At 66.8% G+C, this 18,873-nt stretch carries 17 protein-coding genes; all 17 read left to right on the top strand.

Features of this window, described 5'->3' with window-relative positions; translation table 11 throughout:
* Nucleotides 1–77: 77 nt before the first annotated feature.
* Nucleotides 78–1,697 (top strand): MFS transporter, encoded by a 1,620-nt coding sequence (locus VQ065_RS06525; protein ID WP_003092547.1) that lies wholly within the window; start codon nucleotides 78–80, stop codon nucleotides 1,695–1,697.
* Nucleotides 1,698–1,963: 266 nt separating this feature from the next.
* A complete protein-coding gene (wspA, locus tag VQ065_RS06530; RefSeq protein WP_003092544.1) occupies nucleotides 1,964–3,592 on the top strand; it encodes a Wsp signal transduction system chemoreceptor WspA in 1,629 nt (542 codons plus the stop codon).
* 4 nt (nucleotides 3,593–3,596) lie between these two features.
* Nucleotides 3,597–4,112, top strand: coding sequence for a chemotaxis protein CheW (locus tag VQ065_RS06535; RefSeq protein ID WP_003129892.1), 516 nt, complete (start codon nucleotides 3,597–3,599; stop codon nucleotides 4,110–4,112).
* Nucleotides 4,109–5,377, top strand: coding sequence for a CheR family methyltransferase (locus tag VQ065_RS06540; protein ID WP_003129894.1), 1,269 nt, complete (start codon nucleotides 4,109–4,111; stop codon nucleotides 5,375–5,377). Before VQ065_RS06535 ends, VQ065_RS06540 begins: the two co-directional genes overlap by 4 nt.
* The gene (locus VQ065_RS06545; protein ID WP_003103738.1) at nucleotides 5,370–6,059 is read left to right on the top strand and encodes a chemotaxis protein CheW; all 690 of its coding nucleotides are present in this window, start codon (nucleotides 5,370–5,372) and stop codon (nucleotides 6,057–6,059) included. The genes VQ065_RS06540 and VQ065_RS06545 overlap by 8 nt, the downstream gene beginning before the upstream one ends.
* Nucleotides 6,056–8,365, top strand: coding sequence for a Wsp signal transduction system sensor histidine kinase WspE (gene wspE / locus VQ065_RS06550; RefSeq protein WP_340080373.1), 2,310 nt, complete (start codon nucleotides 6,056–6,058; stop codon nucleotides 8,363–8,365). Before VQ065_RS06545 ends, wspE begins: the two co-directional genes overlap by 4 nt.
* Complete coding sequence (gene wspF, locus VQ065_RS06555) at nucleotides 8,362–9,369, top strand: Wsp signal transduction system protein-glutamate methylesterase WspF (RefSeq protein ID WP_003092534.1); 1,008 nt, start codon at nucleotides 8,362–8,364, stop codon at nucleotides 9,367–9,369. Before wspE ends, wspF begins: the two co-directional genes overlap by 4 nt.
* Before the next feature lie 107 nt (nucleotides 9,370–9,476).
* Nucleotides 9,477–10,520, top strand: a complete 1,044-nt coding sequence (gene wspR / locus VQ065_RS06560; RefSeq protein WP_003092531.1) for a Wsp signal transduction system regulator diguanylate cyclase WspR — start codon at nucleotides 9,477–9,479, stop codon at nucleotides 10,518–10,520.
* 122 nt (nucleotides 10,521–10,642) lie between these two features.
* Nucleotides 10,643–11,738, top strand: a protein-coding gene (gene prfB, locus VQ065_RS06565; protein ID WP_010895661.1) for a peptide chain release factor 2 whose coding sequence is annotated in 2 segments (ribosomal slippage) — nucleotides 10,643–10,714 and nucleotides 10,716–11,738 — 1,095 coding nt in all. Because the reading frame shifts where the segments join, the coding sequence is not laid out codon by codon here.
* Nucleotides 11,739–11,916: 178 nt separating this feature from the next.
* Complete coding sequence (lysS, locus tag VQ065_RS06570) at nucleotides 11,917–13,422, top strand: lysine--tRNA ligase (RefSeq protein ID WP_003092523.1); 1,506 nt, start codon at nucleotides 11,917–11,919, stop codon at nucleotides 13,420–13,422.
* Nucleotides 13,423–13,633: 211 nt separating this feature from the next.
* On the top strand, nucleotides 13,634–14,347 hold the full coding sequence (locus tag VQ065_RS06575; RefSeq protein ID WP_003092520.1) for a TetR/AcrR family transcriptional regulator: 714 nt from the start codon (nucleotides 13,634–13,636) through the stop codon (nucleotides 14,345–14,347).
* Nucleotides 14,348–14,443: 96 nt separating this feature from the next.
* Nucleotides 14,444–14,995 carry a hypothetical protein gene (locus VQ065_RS06580; protein ID WP_003092517.1) on the top strand — a complete coding sequence of 184 codons (552 nt, stop codon included), beginning with the start codon at nucleotides 14,444–14,446 and terminating at the stop codon, nucleotides 14,993–14,995.
* A gap of 8 nt (nucleotides 14,996–15,003) precedes the next feature.
* Nucleotides 15,004–16,299 (top strand): flavohemoglobin expression-modulating QEGLA motif protein, encoded by a 1,296-nt coding sequence (locus VQ065_RS06585; protein WP_003092515.1) that lies wholly within the window; start codon nucleotides 15,004–15,006, stop codon nucleotides 16,297–16,299.
* A 68-nt stretch (nucleotides 16,300–16,367) separates the two neighbouring features.
* Complete coding sequence (locus tag VQ065_RS06590) at nucleotides 16,368–17,114, top strand: TIGR00266 family protein (protein WP_003092512.1); 747 nt, start codon at nucleotides 16,368–16,370, stop codon at nucleotides 17,112–17,114.
* Entirely contained in the window at nucleotides 17,111–18,016 is a 906-nt protein-coding gene (locus tag VQ065_RS06595) for an alpha/beta hydrolase (protein ID WP_003092511.1), read from the top strand. Before VQ065_RS06590 ends, VQ065_RS06595 begins: the two co-directional genes overlap by 4 nt.
* On the top strand, nucleotides 18,013–18,336 hold the full coding sequence (locus VQ065_RS06600; RefSeq protein WP_003092509.1) for a hypothetical protein: 324 nt from the start codon (nucleotides 18,013–18,015) through the stop codon (nucleotides 18,334–18,336). Before VQ065_RS06595 ends, VQ065_RS06600 begins: the two co-directional genes overlap by 4 nt.
* Nucleotides 18,333–18,854 carry an O-acetyl-ADP-ribose deacetylase gene (locus VQ065_RS06605; protein ID WP_003092502.1) on the top strand — a complete coding sequence of 174 codons (522 nt, stop codon included), beginning with the start codon at nucleotides 18,333–18,335 and terminating at the stop codon, nucleotides 18,852–18,854. Before VQ065_RS06600 ends, VQ065_RS06605 begins: the two co-directional genes overlap by 4 nt.
* Nucleotides 18,855–18,873: the final 19 nt, after the last annotated feature.

The following is an 18,873-nucleotide window of genomic DNA, read 5'->3' on the forward strand; positions in this document are numbered from 1 at the left end:
GGCGCCGCAGCGGTCGACGCTGAAAACGGAAATGGCAGACAACAATAAGAGCCCCCACAAGGGGCGGGAGAGCCGCAATGACCGAGTACGCAACGACCCCTTCCTACACAGTGCCTGCGACCACGCCCCAGGAGGAGCGCAAGGTGATCTTCGCCTCCTCGCTGGGCACGGTCTTCGAGTGGTACGACTTCTTCCTCTACGGCGCCCTGGCGGCGGTGATCAGCAAGCAGTTCTTCGCCGGCGTCAACGACACCACGGCCTTCATCTTCGCCCTGATGGCCTTCGCCGCCGGCTTCCTGGTGCGGCCCTTCGGCGCGCTGGTGTTCGGCCGCCTGGGCGACATGATCGGGCGCAAGTACACCTTCCTGGTGACCATCCTGTTGATGGGGTTGTCGACCTTCGCCGTCGGCCTGCTGCCCACCTATGCCTCGATCGGTGTCGCCGCGCCGATCATCCTGGTCACCTTGCGCATGCTCCAGGGCCTGGCCCTGGGCGGCGAGTACGGCGGCGCGGCGATCTACGTCGCCGAGCACGCCCCGGCGAACAAGCGCGGTAGCTACACCAGTTGGATCCAATCCACCGCGACCCTCGGCCTGTTGCTCTCGCTGCTGGTGATCCTGGCTTGCCGCCAGTTGACCGGCGACGAGTTCGAGACCTGGGGCTGGCGCCTGCCATTCCTGCTGTCCATCGTCCTGCTGGGCATCTCCACCTGGATCCGCCTGTCCATGCGCGAGTCGCCGGCGTTCCTCAAGATGAAGGCCGAGGGCAAGGTCAGCAAGGCGCCGCTGCGCGAGTCCTTCACCCAGTGGGGCAACCTGAAGGTGGTGCTGACCGCGCTGTTCAGCATCAATGCCGGCCAGGCGGTGACCTTCTACACGGCGCAGTTCTACGTGCTGTTCTTCCTCACCCAGGTGCTCAAGGTCGATGGCGGCACCGCCAACGGTCTGCTGATCGTCGCCCTGGTGCTTGGCGCGCCGTTCTTCATCGTCGCCGGCTGGCTGTCCGACCGCATCGGCCGCAAGCCGGTGCTGCTGGCCGGCCTGCTGCTCGCCACGCTGTTCTACTTCCCGCTGTTCAAGGGCCTGACCCACTACGCCAACCCGGCCATCGACCAGGCCAGCCGGCAGTCGCCGATCAGCGTGGTGGCCGACCCGGCGACCTGCACCTTCCAGTTCGACCCGGTGGGCAAGGCGACCTTCGACAGCCCCTGCGACAAGGTCAAGACCTTCCTGGTCAAGTCCGGCCTGCCCTACTCGACGGTGGCGGCGCCCGCCGGCAGCGACGTCAGGATACGGGTCGGCGAGACCGAGATCGCCGGCTTCGACGCCGAAGCGATGGCGGCCGCGGTGAAGGCGGCAGGCTACCCGCAGCAGGCCGACGGTAGCCAGGTGAACAAGCCGATGGTGATCGCCATCATCTTCGCCCTGGTACTGATCTCCACCCTCTGCTACGGCCCGCTGGCGGCGCTGATGGTCGAACTGTTCCCGACCCGCATCCGCTATTCCTCGCTGTCGCTGCCGTACCACATCGGCAACGGCTGGTTCGGCGGCTTCCTGCCCACGGTCTCGTTCGCCCTGGTGGTGTACACCGGCGACATCTTCTACGGCCTCTGGTATCCGGTGCTGATCACCGGCGGCAGCCTGGTCTGCGCCTTGCTGTTCCTCCGCGAAACCCGCCATACCGACATCCACCGGTGAAATCGCGCCCCGTTCCCGGCATGGGGACGGGGCGCTCATTCCCTCCGTGATGTGCCTGTCTTCTCAGAAAAGTCTGGCTTGCCAGTTTTCTTTCTTTGTCTTTCTGCCACACTTCTGGCGTCAAAAAACGCCTTTCCAGCGCCTACAATAGCGGGAAAACCCTATGGCGCTGCTTGCCGGTGCCGGGGACGGCCTATACAGTCCGCGCGATTGACGGGCCGTTGTGGCGGCAGGAACGAATCCGGACTCGAGTCTTGGGGAAAAATGTGAAGAACTGGACTGTTCGCCAGCGAATCCTGGCAAGTTTCGCCGTGATCATCGCGATCATGCTGCTGATGGCCGCTACTGCGTACGTGAAGATGTTGACGGTGGAAAAGGGCGCCTACCGTGTCCAGGACGACGCCATGCCGGGGATGTACTTCATCACCCTGGTACGCAGTTCGTGGACCGACAACTACCTGCAGACCCAGGAACTGTTCGGCGTCACCGACGACCACGAGCTGAGCAAGGCCGAGGCTGACAGCATCCTTGCCAGCGAGGAGCGCCTGGACCAGCAGATCGCCTCCTACCAGAAGACCATGAACCCGGACGAGGCCCGCGACCACGAACTGCTCGCCGGCTTCCTGGGTGTGCGCAAGGCCTACCTGGAGCAGCACGACAAGGTGCTCGAGCTGTATCGCGAGAAACGCTTCGAAGAAGCCGGCAAGCTCGTCGCCGGCCCGTTGACCGAGCACTGGCGCGACGGTCGCAAGTACCTCAACGAGCTGATCGAGCTGAACAAGGACATCGCCGATCGCGCCTCGGAGAACATCGTCAACGCGGTGGACGACGCCGAACTGAGCATGCTGGTGACCCTGTTGCTGGCGGTGGTGGTAGCCGGCATCTGCGGGTTCCTGCTGTTGCGGGCGATCACCCAGCCGATCCAGAAGATCGTCCGCAGCCTCGACCTGATGGCCGGTGGCGACCTCACCGCACGCCTGAACCTCGGCCGGCGTGACGAATTCGGCGCCATCGAGACCGGTTTCAACGGCATGGCCGAAGAGCTCAAGGGCCTGGTGTCGCAGGCCCAGCGTTCTTCGGTGCAGGTCACCACCTCGGTCACCGAGATCGCCGCGACCTCCAAGCAGCAGCAGGCCACCGCCACCGAAACCGCTGCGACCACCACGGAGATCGGCGCCACTTCTCGCGAGATCGCCGCCACCTCGCGCGACCTGGTGCGGACCATGAGCGAAGTCTCCGGTGCCGCCGAGCAGACTTCGACCCTGGCCGGTTCCGGCCAGTTGGGCCTGGCGCGCATGGAGGAAACCATGCACCACGTGATGGGTGCGGCCGACCTGGTCAACGCCAAGCTGGCGATCCTCAACGAGAAGGCCGGCAACATCAACCAGGTGGTCACCACCATCGTCAAGGTCGCCGACCAGACCAACCTGCTCTCGCTGAACGCCGCCATCGAGGCGGAGAAAGCCGGCGAGTACGGCCGCGGGTTCGCCGTGGTGGCCACCGAGGTGCGCCGGCTGGCGGACCAGACCGCGGTCGCCACCTACGACATCGAGCAGATGGTGCGCGAGATCCAGTCGGCGGTATCGGCCGGGGTGATGGGCATGGACAAGTTCTCCGAGGAGGTCCGCCGCGGTATCGCCGAGGTCGGCCAGGTCGGCGAGCAACTGTCGCAGATCATCCAGCAGGTGCAGGCGCTGGCGCCGCGGGTGCAGATGGTCAACGAGGGTATGCAGGCCCAGGCTACCGGTGCCGAGCAGATCAACCAGGCGCTGGTGCAACTGGGCGAGGCCACCGGGCAGACCGTGGAGTCGCTGCGCCAGGCCAGCTTCGCCATCGATGAGCTGAACCTGGTGGCGAACGGGCTGCGCAACGGCGTATCCCGCTTCAAAGTCTGAGGCTGTGACCGTGTCCCGCTCCACCGGCGATCATCGACGCACCAGCAAGCTGTTCCTGCTGTTCCGCATGGAAGGCGACCGCTATGCCCTGGATGCCCGCGAAGTGGTCGAAGTGCTGCCGCTGCTGCGCCTGAAGCGCATTCCGGAGGCGCCGGAATGGGTCGCCGGGGTGTTCTCCCATCGCGGCGTCCTGGTCCCGGTGCTCGACCTCTGCGCAATGGCCTTCGGCCGCGCGGCGCTGGCCCGCACCAGCACGCGCATCGTGCTGGTCGAATACCGCGCCCGCCAGGACCGGGAGCCGGTCTGGCTCGGACTGATCCTCGAACAGGCCACCGATACCCTGCGCTGCGAACCGTCGGCGTTCCGCGACTATGGCCTGGACAACGGCGAGGCCCGCTATCTCGGTCCGGTTTATGAAGGTCCGCGGGGACTGGTGCAATGGGTGCGGGTCGAGGCATTGCTGCCTGACGAAGTGCGTGCCCTGCTGTTTCCGCCGGAGTGCGGCGAGGGGGCGGCATGAACGATCGCTTCGAACGCCTGCTCAAGAGCAGGATCGGCCTGGATGCCAGCTCGGTGGGCAGCGCGGTGATCGAGCGCGCGGTACGGCAGCGCATGAGCGGCCTCGCGCTGCACGACGAGGACGAATACTGGATGCGCCTGAACGGCTCGCCGGGCGAGGTGCAGGCGCTGATCGAAGCGGTGGTGGTGCCGGAGACCTGGTTCTTCCGCTACCCGGAGTCGTTCACCACCCTCGCCAGGCTGGCCTTCGAGCGCCTGCCGAGCCTGGGCGGCGGACGCGCGCTAAGGATCCTCAGCCTGCCCTGTTCCACCGGCGAGGAGCCGTATTCCATCGTCATGGCCTTGCTCGATGCCGGGCTCTCCGAGTACCTGTTCGAGGTCGACGCCCTGGACGTCAGCGCTCGGGTGATCGAGCGCGCCAGCCTCGGGGTGTACGGCAGGAATTCCTTCCGCGGCGATGAACTGGGGTTTCGCGACCGCCATTTCAGCGAGGTTGCCGATGGCTACCAGTTGGCCGAGCAGGTTCGCCGCAAGGTGCGCTTCCGCTGCGGCAATTTGCTCGATCCCGGGCTACTGGCGGGCGAGGCACCCTACGATTTCGTGTTCTGCCGCAACCTGCTGATCTATTTCGACCGCCCGACCCAGAGCGAGGTGGTCGAGGTGCTCAAGCGCCTGTTGCGGCCGGACGGCGCGATGTTCATCGGACCAGCCGAGGCGAGCCTGCTCAGCCAGCATGGCATGCAGCCGATCGGCGTGCCGCTGTCTTTCGTGTTCCGCCGGACCAGCGAGGCGCCCCGCGGCGCGCGGCCCAAAGCGGTGAGCGACGGAGCGCGCCCGGTCGTTGCCGCCGCCGCGGAACGTGCGAGTGTTCGGCCTTCGCCGCCGCCACCGGCGAAACCGCGCCAACGCCTGTCCAGCCTGGTTCCGCCAGCCAGCGGCCAGCCCCTCGCCAGTCCCGTCGGCGAGTTCGACGAAATCGCCCGCCTGGCGGATGCCGGCCAGCACCGCGAGGCGCGCGCCGCCTGCGAGCGCCAACTGGCCGCGCGTGGGCCGTCGGCCACGGTCTTCTACTGGCTCGGGCTGCTCAGCGATGTCGCCGGGCAGGAGCAGGAAGCCCAGGATTTCTACCGCAAGGCCCTGTACCTGGAGCCGCAGCACGCCGAGGCGCTGGCGCACCTGGCGGCGCTGCTCGCCGCTCGCGGCGACCATGCCGGCGCCCGGCGCCTGCAGCAACGTGCGGCCCGTGGAGTGAACAAAGATGGTTGAGGCGAGCCTGACCTTGCTCGATACCCAACAGGTGGATGACTGCTGGAACCGCATCGGCGTGCATGGCGACAAGTCCTGCGAACGCCTGGCCGAGCATGTCCATTGCCGCAACTGCGAGGTTTACGCTGCCGCGGCGACCTACTTGCTGGACCGCATCGCCCTGCGCCAGGACCAGCTCGACAGCGCCGAAACGATGGACAGCCAGCGCGAACAGAGCGACCTCGGCGAGACGCGTTCGATCCTGGTGTTCCGCCTGGGCGAGGAGTGGTTCGGTCTGGCCACCGGCAGCCTGGTGGAAGTGGCGCCGATGAACCCTATCCATTCCCTGCCGCACCAGCGCTCGCGCGCCCTGCAAGGGGTGACCAACGTGCGCGGCGCGCTGGTCGCCTGTCTTTCCCTGGGCGAACTGCTGGATCTCGAACCCGGCGCCGCGCCGGTCAGCGAGCGCCGGGTGGTTCCGCGCATGCTGATCATTTCCGCCGCCGGCGGTCCGGTGGTGGCGCCGGTGGAGGAAGTCGACGGCATCCATGCGATTCCGCTGGCGCGGATACTGCCGCCCAACCACGCCGACGGCCAGGCCTCGCGCCGGCACGTGGCCGGCGTGCTGCAATGGCGTGAGCGGAGCATCACCCTGCTCGACGAAGGCCCTCTCCTGCAAGCCGTAGCGCGGAGCCTGGCATGACCCCGGACCAGATGAGAGACGCGTCGCTGCTCGAGCTGTTCCGGCTCGAGGCGGAGGCCCAGACCCAGGTGCTCAACGCCGGCCTGATGGCGCTGGAGCGCAGCCCGACCCAGGCCGACCAACTGGAAGCCTGCATGCGCGCCGCGCACTCGCTGAAAGGCGCGGCGCGGATCGTCGGGCTGGACGCCGGCGTGCGCGTGGCGCACGTCATGGAGGATTGCCTGGTGGAGGCGCAGGACGGACGCCTGCTCCTGCAATCGGAACATATCGATGCGTTGCTCCAGGGCTGCGACCTGTTGCTGCGTATCGGCACCCCGCCCGCCGGCGACGCAGGCTGGGCCGAAGGCGCCGGGCGGGAAGAGATCGACGGCCTGGTGCAGCGCCTCGAAGGCCTGGTGCGCAGCGGCCTGCCGCTGGCCCGCGCGGAGCTGCCGGCGACGACTCCCGGCTTGCCGGAAGCGGCCCCCGAGGCGCCGCCAGCGGCGTCAGCGGCCGCCAGCGACGACAACGACGAGGAGCCCGCCGGGCAGGCGGGCGGCGAACAGGCCGAGGAGCGCCGCAGCCGGGTCCTGCGGGTCACCGCCGAGCGCCTGGACCGGCTGCTGGATATCTCCAGCAAGTCGCTGGTGGAGTTCCAGCGCATCAAGCCGCTGGCCGATTCCCTGCAACGCCTGCGTCGCCTGCAGTCCAGCGCTAGCCGCGCGCTCGACGTGGTACGCGAGACGGTCCAGGAAACCGCCCTCGACCCGCAGGCCCAGGCCATGCTCGGCGAGGCGCGGCAACTGATCGGCGAATGCCAGCAGATGCTCGTGCAGCACATCGCCGATCTCGACGAGTTCGCCTGGCAGGGCGGCCAGCGCGCCCAGGTGCTCTACGACGCGGCGCTGGCCTCGCGGATGCGACCGTTCGCCGACGTCCTTAGCGGCCAGGCGCGGATGGTTCGCGACCTGGGCCGCTCGCTGGGCAAGCAGGTGCGCCTGCTGGTCGAGGGCGAAAGCACCCAGGTCGACCGGGATGTCCTGGAAAAACTCGAAGCGCCGCTCACCCACCTGCTGCGCAATGCCGTCGATCACGGTATCGAGGCGCCGGAAACCCGCCTCGCCGCCGGCAAGCCGGCCGAGGGCAGGATCACCATCCGCGCCCGCCACCACGCCGGCATGCTGGTCCTGGAACTGAGCGACGACGGCGGCGGCATCGATCTGCAGCGCCTGCGCGAGACCGTGCTCAATCGCCAGTTCGCCACCGCCGAGACCGCGGCGCAATTGAGCGAGGAGGAACTCCTGGCGTTTCTCTTCCTGCCCGGCTTCAGCATGCGCGAGCAGGTCACCGAGGTGTCCGGTCGCGGCGTCGGACTGGACGCCGTGCAGCACATGGTCCGCCAGTTGCGCGGCGGCGTGCGCATGGAGCAACGCCAGGGGCAGGGCACGCTGTTCCACGTCGAGGTGCCGCTGACCCTGTCCGTGGTGCGCAGCCTGGTGGTGGAGATCGGCGAGGAGGCCTACGCCTTTCCGCTGGCGCACATCGAGCGCATGTGCGAGCTGGAGGCGGAGGAGATCGTCCAGCTCGAAGGTCGCCAGCACTTCTGGTACGAGGGGCGCCATGTTGGCCTGGTCTCGGCTGCGCAACTGCTGCAGCGGCCCGAGAGCAGCCGCACCGAAGGGGCCATCCCGGTGGTGGTGGTGCGCGACCGCGATGCAGTCTACGGCGTCGCCGTGGAGCGTTTCGTCGGCGAGCGCACCCTGGTGGTGATGCGCCTAGATCCGCGCCTGGGCAAGGTGCGCGACGTTTCCGCCGGCGCCTTGCTGGACGACGGTTCGCCGGTGCTGATCCTGGACGTCGAGGACCTCCTGCATTCGGTCGGCAAGCTGCTCAGCAGCGGCCGCCTGGAGCGCATCGATCGCAGCCGGCGGCAGGCCGGCGGGGCGCAACGCAAGCGCATCCTGGTGGTCGACGACTCGCTCACGGTGCGTGAGCTGGAACGCAAGCTCCTGCTCGGCCGCGGCTACGACGTGGCAGTGGCGGTGGATGGCATGGACGGCTGGAACGCCCTGCGCTCGGAGCATTTCGACCTGCTCATCACCGATATCGACATGCCGCGCATGGACGGTATCGAACTGGTCACCCTGGTGCGTCGCGACAGCCGCCTGCAGTCGCTGCCGGTGATGGTGGTGTCCTACAAGGATCGTGAGGAGGACCGTCGGCGCGGTCTCGACGCCGGCGCCGACTATTATCTGGCGAAGGCCAGTTTCCACGATGAGGCCTTGCTGGATGCCGTCGTCGTCCTGATCGGAGAAGCACAGGGTTGAGGATCGGAATCGTCAATGACATGCCGTTGGCCGTCGAGGCGCTGCGCCGCGCGCTGGCCTTCGAGCCGCAGCACCAGATCGTCTGGGTCGCCAGCAACGGTGCCGAGGCGGTGACCCAGTGCGCCGCCGATACGCCCGACGTGGTGCTGATGGACCTGCTCATGCCGGTGATGGACGGCGTCGAGGCAACTCGTCGGATCATGGCGGAAAGTCCTTGCGCGATCGTGATTGTTACCGTCGATATCGAGCAGAATGTGCACCGGGTTTTCGAAGCGATGGGATATGGCGCGCTCGATGCGGTGAACACGCCGGCGCTGGGCATCGGCAACCCGCAAACGGCGGCGGCGCCGTTGTTGCGCAAGATTCAGAACGTCGGCTGGCTGATCGGCCAGCGCGATAACCGTGGCAAGGTCCAGGTGGTGCCGCCGAAGGCCGGCGGGGCGCGCCAGCGTCTGGTGGCGATCGGCGCCTCGGCTGGCGGTCCGGCGTCGCTCGCGGTGTTGCTCAAGCAACTGCCGGCCAGTTTCAATGCCGCGGTGGTGCTGGTGCAGCATGTCGACGAGGTCTTCGCCGCCGGCATGGCCGAATGGCTGGCCAGCGAATCGAAGCTGCCGGTGCGCCTGGCGCGCGATGGCGAGCCGCCGATACCGGGGCAGATCCTGCTGGCGGGGACCAACAATCACATCCGCCTGTTGCGCAACGGTTCGCTGGTGTACACCGCCGAACCGCGTTCTTTCGTCTACCGGCCGTCCATCGACGTGTTTTTCGAGAGCGTGGCGAACTACTGGCGTGGCGACGCCGTGGGCGTGCTGCTGACCGGCATGGGCCGCGACGGCGCCCAGGGCCTCAAGCAGATGCGCGAGCGCGGCTTCCTCACCATCGCCCAGGACCAGGCCAGTTGCGCGGTCTACGGGATGCCGAAGGCCGCGGCGGCGATCGATGCCGCGGTGCAGATCCTTTCCCTGGAAAAGATCGCCCCGCGCCTGGCGGAGGTATTCGATTAGTCGGGCGCGAGTCCGGCCAGGCGCCAGGGTAGGCGCCGGCGCCCGCCGTGGCGGTGCGTGGAACAGCATTCAATTTGATACGAGGGGCCCCGGTCCCGGAGAGAAACATGCACAACCCTCATGAGAGCAAGACCGACCTGGGCGCCCCTCTGGACGGCGCGGTCATGGTACTGCTTGTCGATGATCAGGCCATGATCGGAGAGGCTGTGCGTCGCTCGCTGGCGAGCGAGGCGGGCATCGACTTCCATTTCTGTTCCGATCCGCAGCAGGCGGTGGCGGTGGCCAACCAGATCAAGCCGACGGTGATCCTCCAGGACCTGGTGATGCCCGGCGTCGACGGCCTCACGCTGCTCGCCGCCTACCGCGGCAACCCGGCGACCCGCGACATCCCGATCATCGTCCTGTCGACCAAGGAAGAGCCGACGGTGAAGAGCGCGGCGTTCGCCGCCGGCGCCAACGACTACCTGGTCAAGCTGCCGGACGCCATCGAGCTGGTGGCACGGATCCGCTACCACTCGCGTTCGTACATCGCCCTGCAGCAACGCGACGAGGCCTATCGGGCGCTGCGCGAGAGCCAGCAGCAGTTGCTGGAGACCAACCTGGTGCTGCAGCGGCTGATGAACTCCGACGGCCTGACCGGGCTCTCCAACCGTCGTCACTTCGACGAATACCTGGAGATGGAGTGGCGCCGCTCGCTGCGCGAGCAGTCGCAACTGTCGCTGCTGATGATCGACGTGGACTATTTCAAGAGCTACAACGACACCTTCGGCCACGTCGCCGGCGACGAGGCCCTGCGCCAGGTCGCCGGGGCCATCCGCGAGGGCTGCAGTCGCTCCTCGGACCTGGCGGCGCGCTATGGCGGCGAGGAGTTCGCCATGGTCCTGCCGGGCACCTCGCCGGGCGGCGCGCGGCTGCTGGCGGAAAAGGTCCGGCGTACGGTGGAGAGCCTGCAGATCAGCCACGACCAGCCACGCCCGGGCTCGTACCTGACCGTCAGCATCGGCGTCAGCACCCTGGTGCCGGGCGGCGGCGGACAGACCTTCCGGGTTCTCATCGAGATGGCCGACCAGGCGCTCTACCAGGCCAAGAACAATGGCCGCAACCAGGTTGGCCTGATGGAACAACCGGTGCCGCCGGCCCCGGCGGGCTGAGCGGCGCGCGGCGGCCATGCGTCGCCGGCCGGCATTAAATAGAGGCCGGCGTACTGCCCGCAGGGCGCAAGTGCAGTATACTTCGCAGCTTTTCGACGTTTTCCCGCGAGTGAGCGCCAGCCATGGAAATCAACCCGATCCTCAACAGCATCAAGGACCTCTCCGAGCGCACCCAGACCATTCGGGGGTATCTTTGACTACGATCAGAAGCATGATCGCCTGGTCGAAGTAAACCGCGAGCTCGAAGACCCCAACGTCTGGAACAACCCCGAATACGCCCAGAACCTCGGCCGCGAGCGCGCCCAGCTGGCGCAGGTGGTGGAAACCCTGGACGACCTGACCAGCGGCCTGGCCGACTCCCGCGACCTGCTGGACATGGCGGTCGAGGAAGACGACGAGGGCGCCGTCGACGACGTTGCCAACGAAGTCGAGCGTCTGCGCGAGATCCTCGAGAAGCTGGAGTTCCGCCGCATGTTCAGCGGCGAGATGGACCCGAACAACGCCTACCTGGACATCCAGGCCGGCTCCGGCGGCACCGAGGCCCAGGACTGGGCCAACATGCTGCTGCGCATGTACCTGCGCTGGGCCGACAAGCACGGCTTCGACGCCACTATCATCGAGCTGTCCGAGGGCGAGGTCGCCGGCATCAAGGGCGCCACCGTGCACATCAAGGGCGAGTACGCGTTCGGCTGGCTGCGCACCGAGATCGGCGTGCACCGCCTGGTGCGCAAGAGTCCGTTCGACTCCGGCAATCGTCGCCACACCTCGTTCACCGCGGTGTTCGTATCGCCGGAAATCGACGACAACATCGAGATCGAGATCAACCCGGCCGACCTGCGCATCGATACCTACCGCTCCTCCGGCGCGGGCGGTCAGCACGTGAACACCACCGATTCGGCGGTGCGGATCACCCACGTGCCGACCAATACCGTGGTGGCGTGCCAGAACGAACGCTCCCAGCACGCCAACAAGGACACCGCGATGAAGATGCTGCGGGCCAAGTTGTACGAGCTGGAAATGCAGAAGCGTACCGCTGCGTCCCAGGCCCTGGAGGACTCCAAGTCCGACATTGGCTGGGGCCACCAGATCCGCTCCTACGTGCTCGACCAGTCGCGGATCAAGGACCTGCGTACCGGTATCGAGCGCAGCGACTGCGACAAGGTGCTCGACGGCGATCTAGACGAATACCTCGAAGCCAGCCTCAAACAGGGGCTGTAAAGCTGCTGCGCCTGGCCAGGCCGCGTTGGAAAATGGTTCGGACTGCTCGTTTTTTACGATCGTGAACTCCGTGTCCTCGCCATTTCCCGCCTTGCCTGGCCGGCGTTCGCTACGCTTTTCGCCCCTGTTGCAATCCGTTTCCACAGGCAAGAGAGCCTAACCAGGAACCACCAAGACCATGAGCGACCAACAACTCGACCAGCACGAACTGCAACAGGAAGAAAACAAGCTGATCGCCCAGCGCAAGGAAAAACTTGCCGCCGTGCGCGAAGCCCGGGCCATCGCCTTCCCCAACGACTTCCGCCGCGACGCCTACTTCGCGGACCTGCAGAAACAGTACGCCGACAAGACCAAGGAAGAGCTGGAAGCCGCAGCGATCCCGGTCAAGGTGGCCGGTCGGATCATGCTCAACCGCGGTTCCTTCATCGTCCTCCAGGACAGCAGCGAGCGCCTGCAGGTCTACGTCAACCGCAAGACCCTGCCGGAAGAAACCCTGGCCGAGATCAAGACCTGGGACCTGGGCGACATCATCGGCGCCGAAGGCGTGCTGGCCCGCTCGGGCAAGGGCGACCTGTACGTCGACATGACCAGCGTGCGCCTGCTGACCAAGTCGCTGCGTCCGCTGCCGGACAAGCACCATGGCCTGACCGACACCGAGCAGCGCTACCGCCAGCGCTACGTCGACCTGATGGTCAACGAGGAAACCCGCCACACCTTCCGCGTGCGCTCCCAGGTCATCGCCCACATCCGCCGTTTCCTCAGCGAGCGCGGTTTCCTCGAAGTGGAGACCCCGATGCTGCAGACCATCCCCGGCGGCGCCGCGGCCAAGCCGTTCGAGACCCATCACAACGCGCTGGACATGGCCATGTTCCTGCGCATCGCCCCGGAGCTGTACCTCAAGCGCCTGGTGGTCGGCGGTTTCGAGAAGGTCTTCGAGATCAACCGCAACTTCCGTAACGAAGGCGTCTCGACCCGGCACAACCCCGAATTCACCATGCTCGAGTTCTACCAGGCCTACGCCGACTACGAAGACAACATGGACCTGACCGAGGAACTGTTCCGCGAGCTGGCCCAGGCGGTGCTCGGTACCACCGACGTGCCCTACGGCGACAAGGTCTTCCATTTCGGCGAGCCGTTCGTGCGCCTGTCGGTGTTCGATTCGATCCTCAAGTACAACCCGGAGATCAGCGCCGCCGACCTCAACGACGTCGAGAAGGCGCGGGCCATCGCCAAGAAGGCCGGCGCCAAGGTCCTCGGCCACGAAGGCCTGGGCAAGCTGCAGGTGATGATTTTCGAGGAACTGGTGGAGCACAAGCTGGAGCAGCCGCACTTCATCACCCGCTACCCCTTCGAGGTTTCGCCGCTGGCCCGCCGCAACGACGAAGACCCGAGCGTCACTGACCGCTTCGAGCTGTTCATCGGCGGCCGCGAGATCGCCAATGCCTATTCCGAGCTGAACGACGCCGAGGACCAGGCCGAGCGCTTCATGTTGCAGGTCAAGGAGAAGGACGCCGGCGACGACGAGGCGATGCACTACGACGCCGACTTCATCAATGCCCTGGAATACGGCATGCCGCCGACCGCCGGCGAAGGCATCGGCATCGACCGCCTGGTGATGCTGCTGACCAACTCGCCGTCGATCCGCGACGTGATCCTGTTCCCGCACATGCGCCCGCAGGCCTGAGCGCCGCAACAGTCCATGGAAAAGCCGCCTTCGGGCGGTTTTTTCATGGCCGCGCGGTGTCCCGGCCGCCGGGCCAGGGGTCGATAGCCGCCGATCTGCCGGCTGACCACGGGAGGTGCGGGTGGGATCGGAGCTTCCCCGGTAGCGGCCGATTGATTCCACGCGAAAAAGTCCGAACAATGCCCCATCGTCCGCGAGCGGAGGAAACACCGTGTCCCGAGTAGCTCCCAGAGACAGCGCCGCGCAGGCCGCCAGCGCGGTAGCCGAAAGCGTTCGTTACCAGGGCCGCAAGGCCAGCCGCCAGGGCAGCGAGCAGCGGCGCCAGGCGATTCTCGATGCCGCCATGCGCCTGATCGTCCGCGACGGCGTACGGGCCGTGCGCCACCGCGCGGTGGCCGCCGAGGCCCAGGTGCCGTTGTCGGCCACCACCTACTACTTCAAGGACATCGACGATCTCATCACCGACACCTTCGCCCTCTTCGTCGAGCGCAACGCAGAGGCGCTGTCGGCGTTCTGGAGCAGCGTGGAGGGCGACCTCCAGGAGATGGCCGCGGTGCTGGCCGACGACCCCGGCGCCCGTGGCTCGCTGGTGGAACGGATCGTCGAGCTGGCCGTGCAGTATGTCCAGGTCCAGCTCACCGAGCGCCGCGAGCACCTGCTGGCCGAACAGGCCTTCCGCCAGGAGGCGCTGCTCAACCCGCGCCTGCGCGAACTGGCCGATGCCCACCAGCGGATCCTCTCCCTCGGCGCCGTGCATTTCTTCCAGGTGCTCGGTTCCGGGCAGCCCGAGCAGGACGCCAAGGTGTTGACGTCGATTATTCTGCAGATGGAATATCAGGGCCTCGTGGACGGGGTCGAGCAACTGGCCGTGGACGAAATGCGCGCCATACTCAGACGGTACCTGAATCTGGTCATGGGCCTGTGACCTGAGCGTCAACCCCGCCATGGCGGGGTTTTTCATACCCGAACCTTCCCTCGGCCAGCCGGTCGCAGGTTGCGGAGGGTTCCTAAGGAGCGTGTGATGAAAGCCTGGCGTTGCCTGGTGGTCCTGAGTTTCCTGCTGTTGGGCGGTTGCCTGGTCACCTTCAAGGAGCCGATACCGCCGCGCGAGGCGGCGCCGAGCCACCTGCTCGGGACCTGGAGCCGCGAGAACGAGTGGAAGGAAGAACAATTCCTGGAGATCACCCGTTCCGGCAGCAATGTCTACCGCGCGGTCAGCTACGTGGACAGCAAGGACAATACCGAGAGCCTGGAGGACTACGGCTTCACCGTCTCCCACCAGGGCAAGCGCTGGTACCTGTCGGCCGGCCTGCCGAAGAGCCTGGGCGGCAACTTCGTCATCGCCGGCTTCGAGATCACCGACGGTGACGAGCTGGTAATCTACAACCTCGACGTCGAGCGCATCGTCGAGGACCTCGGCGCCGGCCAGCTCGACGGCGAGACCGTTGACAGCGAGCAGGGCAAGGGCGCGCTGGTGCGCAGCCCGTTGGCGAAGGTCTTCGCCTACCTGAACGATCCCGCCAATTCCGACGTGTTCGTCGAGGCCGCCCGCTTCCAGCGGGTCACCCAATGAGATTGCCGATGAGCCAGCGCAAGGCGCAGAACGACTACCAGAAGATCATCCGCTCCCTGTCCGATCGCATCGTCGAGGCGCAGACGCCGATCCGCGTGCTGGATGCGATCAAATGGGACGACGGGATCCGCCAGGACTTCCTCAAGGGCCGCGGCAAGCATGCGCCGAAGGTCGACCGCGGCTACTACGACAGCCGCCCGCTGGCCTTCGACGCCAGCGCCAAGAAGCAGGAATTCCAGAACATCGAGCGCGACATCACCCGCCAGTTGGGCCAGTTCAACCCGGTCGGGCAGATCATGCGGCGGATGTGCAAGGAATACCGGATGGTCATCCGCATGCTCGAGGCGCGCGGCACCCCGGACCTCGGGCTGATCTCCCAGGAACTCTACGGCTCGGCCTCGGACGCCTTCCATGCCGGTGATCCGACCCTGGCCGACCTCGGCCTGATGCTCTCCGACTACCTGAACAACATCGCCGACCGCGGCGATCTCAAGGACGAACCCAAGACCCTGACCGCCAAGGAGGTCGTGCCGATCCTCCAGGCGCGGCTGAACACCGTGTTCGGCGAGGAGGAGGGCACCATCCGCGTGTTCGAGTCCGACGGCATCGTCGCCGACGCGGCGGCCGGCGCCGACTACATCAAGGTGCGCGCCGACGCCCTGTTCAACGAGCGCGACGTGCGCGCGCTGGAGGTCCATGAGGGCCTGGTGCACGTCGGCACCACCCTGAACGGCCTGAGCCAGCCGATCTGCACCTTCCTTGCCAAGGGGCCGCCATCCTCCACCGTGACCCAGGAAGGCCTGGCGATCCTGATGGAGGTGATCGCCTTCGCCTCCTACCCGACCCGCCTGCGCAAGCTGACCAATCGCACCCGGGCGATCCACATGGCCGAGGAGGGCGCCGATTTCCTCGACGTGTTCCACTTCTATCGCGAGCAGGGCTACAGCCTGGAGGACAGCTACCAGAACGCCAGCCGGGTCTTCCGCGGCTCGACCCCGGATGGCCTGCCGTTCACCAAGGACCTGTCCTACCTGAAGGGCTTCATCCTCATCTACAACTACATCCAGCTCGCCGTGCGCAAGGGCAAGCTCGAACAGATCCCCCTGCTGTTCTGCGGCAAGACCACCCTGGAAGACATGCGCACCCTGCGCCAACTGGTGGACGAGGGCCTGGTGGCGCCGCCGAAGTACCTGCCGCCGCAGTTCCGCGACCTCAACGCGCTGTCGGCCTGGATGTGCTTCTCGAACTTCCTCAACCACCTCAGCCTGGACCGCATCGAAGCGGACTACGCGAACATTCTCTGACCGTTCCCCGCCGTGCCGGTCTTTCCCGGTGCGCGCGGGCGGTCGGCCGGCAAGCAAGGAGAACGGCGATGGCCAGCCACGAACTCGACTACCGCATCCTCGGCGAATCCATGCAGACCGTGGAGATCGAACTCGATCCCGGGGAAACCGTGATCGCCGAGGCCGGGGCGATGAACTACATGACCGGCGACATCCGCTTCACCGCGCGGATGGGCGACGGCTCCGACGGCAGCCTGCTGGGCAAGCTGTGGAGCGCCGGCAAGCGCAAGCTCGGTGGCGAGTCGGTGTTCATGACCCACTTCACCAACGAAGGCCAGGGCAAGCAGCACGTGGCCTTTGCCGCGCCCTATCCGGGCAGCGTGGTGGCGGTGGACCTGGACGATGTCGGCGGGCGCCTGTTCTGCCAGAAGGACTCGTTCCTCTGCGCGGCCTATGGCACCCGGGTCGGCATCGCCTTCGCCAAGCGCCTGGGCGCCGGTTTCTTCGGCGGCGAGGGCTTCATCCTGCAGAAGCTCGAGGGCGATGGCCTGGTCTTCGTCCACGCCGGCGGTACGCTGATCCGCCGCCAGTTGAATGGCGAGACGCTGCGGGTCGACACCGGTTGCCTGGTGGCCTTCACCGATGGCATCGACTACGACGTGCAACTGGCCGGCGGCCTGAAGAGCATGCTGTTCGGCGGCGAAGGATTGCTGCTGACCACCCTCAAGGGCAGCGGCACCGTCTGGCTGCAGAGCCTGCCGTTCTCGCGCCTGGCCGGGCGCATCTACGACGCCACCTTTCGCGCCCGCGAAGAGGTAAGGACCAACAACGGATGAAGCGCCTGCTGATCCCGCTGCTGGTACTCGGCGCGCTGTTCCTCGGTGGTTGCAGTTCGCTGCTGTTCTATCCCGAGCCGGTGGTGCAGATCACCCCGGCGCGCGCCGGGCTGGAGTACCGCGACGTCACCCTGACCACCGCCGACGGCGTGCGCCTGCGCGCCTGGTGGCTGCCGGCGAAGAAAGGCGTGCCGGTGAAAGGCACCGTGCTCTACCTGCACGGCAACGGCGGCAACCTGTCCTGGCACCTCGGCGGCACCTGGTGGCTGCCCGCCGAGGGCTACCAGGTGCTGATGCTCGACTATCGCGGCTACGGCCAGTCGGAGGGCGAGCCGGGACTGCCGGAGGTCTACCGCGACATCGACGCGGCGTTCGCCTGGCTCGACCAGGCGCCGGAGGTGAAGGGCACCGAGCGCGTGCTGCTGGGGCAGAGTCTCGGCGGCGCGCTGGCGATCCACTACCTGGTCGAGCATCCGCAGCGCCAGGGCCAGTTCAAGGCGCTGGTGTTCGACGGGGTACCGGCGAGCTACCGCGGCATCGCCCGGCACATGCTGGACGGTTCCTGGCTGACCTGGCCGCTGCAGGTGCCGCTGTCCTGGCTGGTGCCCGACGACGACAGCGCCATCCATTCGATGGCGCGGCTTTCTGGCGCACCCATGCTGTTCTTTCACAGCATCGACGATACCATTGTGCCCCTCGAGAACGGCATCGCCCTGTACCGCCAGGCGCGGCCGCCGAAGGTCCTGCAACTGACCCGAGGCGGCCACGTGCAGACCTTCGCCGAAGCGACCTGGCAGGAAGTGATGCTGCGCTTCCTCGACGATCCCCATGGCTTCACCGGCCTGCGCCGGCTGGCCGAAATCCCGAACCGCGAATCCGCGAAACCCGAAGGCAATCCATGAGCGACCGTAACGTACTCCCCTGCATCCTGACCGGCATCGGTACCATCTTCGTCACCGTCGGCGTGCTCTGGTACTACGGCTACCTGCATTTCGCCAAGCCGCAGGACGCCCTGTTGCTGGCCGACTTCACCATGCTGAAGAGCCTGCCCGGCGAAGATGTGAAGCTGTCCCTGGAGCCGGCCAAGCAGGTCGCGCAGTGCATCGATGGCGTCCTGGTGCTGTTCGACACCGAGCAGAAGGGCCTTTCCGGCGTGCTGGTGGACAACAGGAAGCACGCCGTGCGCTGCGCCGGACAGGAAGTCCCGCAGGAAGTGAAATGACCGAGGTCCGCGTCTGGCAGGGGGACATCACCCGTCTTGCGGTGGATGCCATCGTCAACGCGGCGAACTCCTCGCTGCTCGGTGGGGGCGGGGTCGACGGCGCCATCCACCGCGCCGCCGGTGCCGAACTGGTGGCGGCCTGCCGCCTGCTGCACGGTTGCAAGACCGGCGAGGCGAAGATCACCCGTGGGTTCCGTCTGCCGGCGGCCCACGTGATCCACACCGTCGGCCCGGTCTGGCGCGGCGGTGACAACGGCGAAGCGGAGCTGCTGGCCAGCTGCTACCGGCGCAGCCTGGCGCTGGCCGAGCAGGCCGGGGCGGCCAGCGTCGCGTTCCCCGCCATCAGCTGCGGCATCTACGGCTATCCCTTGGAGCAGGCCGCGGCCATCGCCGTCGAAGAGGTCTGCCGGCAACGCCCGGCGCACAGCAGCCTGGAGGAAATCGTCCTGGTTGCCTTCGATAGCTCGATGGCCGAGCGCTACCAGCGCTTGCTCGGCGAGCGGCCTGTGGCCCGCTGATACCTGGAAAGCCAAGCCC

It is taken from the genome of Pseudomonas sp. KBN10P06128 (genome assembly GCF_037574945.1).
GTDB lineage: Bacteria > Pseudomonadota > Gammaproteobacteria > Pseudomonadales > Pseudomonadaceae > Pseudomonas > Pseudomonas aeruginosa.

What these genes read in the sequence shown, in the direction of transcription:
- VQ065_RS06525 (WP_003092547.1), top strand. Translation starts at nt 78, where the DNA reads ATGACCGAGTACGCAACGACCCCTTCCTACACAGTGCCTGCGACCACG.
- VQ065_RS06540 (WP_003129894.1), top strand. Translation starts at nt 4,109, where the DNA reads ATGAACGATCGCTTCGAACGCCTGCTCAAGAGCAGGATCGGCCTGGAT.
- VQ065_RS06545 (WP_003103738.1), top strand. Translation starts at nt 5,370, where the DNA reads ATGGTTGAGGCGAGCCTGACCTTGCTCGATACCCAACAGGTGGATGAC.
- wspE (WP_340080373.1), top strand. Translation starts at nt 6,056, where the DNA reads ATGACCCCGGACCAGATGAGAGACGCGTCGCTGCTCGAGCTGTTCCGG.
- wspR (WP_003092531.1), top strand. Translation starts at nt 9,477, where the DNA reads ATGCACAACCCTCATGAGAGCAAGACCGACCTGGGCGCCCCTCTGGAC.
- lysS (WP_003092523.1), top strand. Translation starts at nt 11,917, where the DNA reads ATGAGCGACCAACAACTCGACCAGCACGAACTGCAACAGGAAGAAAAC.
- VQ065_RS06580 (WP_003092517.1), top strand. Translation starts at nt 14,444, where the DNA reads ATGAAAGCCTGGCGTTGCCTGGTGGTCCTGAGTTTCCTGCTGTTGGGC.
- VQ065_RS06585 (WP_003092515.1), top strand. Translation starts at nt 15,004, where the DNA reads ATGAGCCAGCGCAAGGCGCAGAACGACTACCAGAAGATCATCCGCTCC.
- VQ065_RS06590 (WP_003092512.1), top strand. Translation starts at nt 16,368, where the DNA reads ATGGCCAGCCACGAACTCGACTACCGCATCCTCGGCGAATCCATGCAG.
- VQ065_RS06595 (WP_003092511.1), top strand. Translation starts at nt 17,111, where the DNA reads ATGAAGCGCCTGCTGATCCCGCTGCTGGTACTCGGCGCGCTGTTCCTC.
- VQ065_RS06600 (WP_003092509.1), top strand. Translation starts at nt 18,013, where the DNA reads ATGAGCGACCGTAACGTACTCCCCTGCATCCTGACCGGCATCGGTACC.
- VQ065_RS06605 (WP_003092502.1), top strand. Translation starts at nt 18,333, where the DNA reads ATGACCGAGGTCCGCGTCTGGCAGGGGGACATCACCCGTCTTGCGGTG.